Consider the following 735-nt stretch of genomic DNA (forward strand, 5'->3'; position numbering starts at 1 on the left):
GACGTCTGTGCCGGTAGCCGCATCGGCGGATGTGTCGCAGGGAGCGACGCGACCTGCAGCGGCTGCTCCTGCCCCGGTCATCGACGACGACATGGACCGCACCGTCGGCTCCGGATGGGGATCATCGGCCGCCGGCGCGTGGCGCGTCGTCGAGGGCGCCTCCAGTGTCACGGGAGACGTGGCTCTGCTGGCGAGCCGTAAGCCGGGGATCACCGCGCGGGCGACCGTGACCGGCGTCTCGGCAGCCGACGTCGACAGCAAGTTCTCGCTCTCGATCCCGAAGTTGCCCGTCGGCGGTCCGATCTACCTCGCGCAGGCGGTGCGCGTCTCCGGGAAGGACTCCTACGGCGTGCGGGTGCGTGTGCACCCCGATGGCTCGGCCTACGTGTCCGTCGTGCGACTCACTGACCTCACCGGGGTCCAGAGCCTCGCCGAGCGTCGCCTTCCGGTGACCGTGAAGAGTGGAACCTCGCTGGACGTCGCGTTCCGGGTGACCGGCACCAACCCCGTCGCCCTCTCGGCGAAAGCCTGGGTCTCGGGTGCCGCAGAGCCGTCGGCCTGGCAGGTCTCGCACTCGGATGCATCGTCCGCACGCCTGCAGAAGCCGGGTGGTTACGCCTTCGCGCTCTACACCTCTTCCGGGGCGAAGTCGGCAGTGCCCGTGGGTATCGACGACATCCGCGCCACCGCCATCGCTGCTCCGACGCCTGCTCCGGCGCCTGCGCCGGCCCCCAC

Annotated in this window: 1 pseudogene; it reads left to right on the plus strand. The window is 70.7% G+C overall.

What is annotated here, in order from left to right:
* Positions 1-91 precede the first annotated feature (91 nt).
* A pseudogene (locus tag ACNPM4_RS18455) lies at positions 92-735 on the plus strand (right-handed parallel beta-helix repeat-containing protein); the annotation flags it as partial.

Source organism: Microbacterium umsixpiens, from assembly GCF_053543675.1.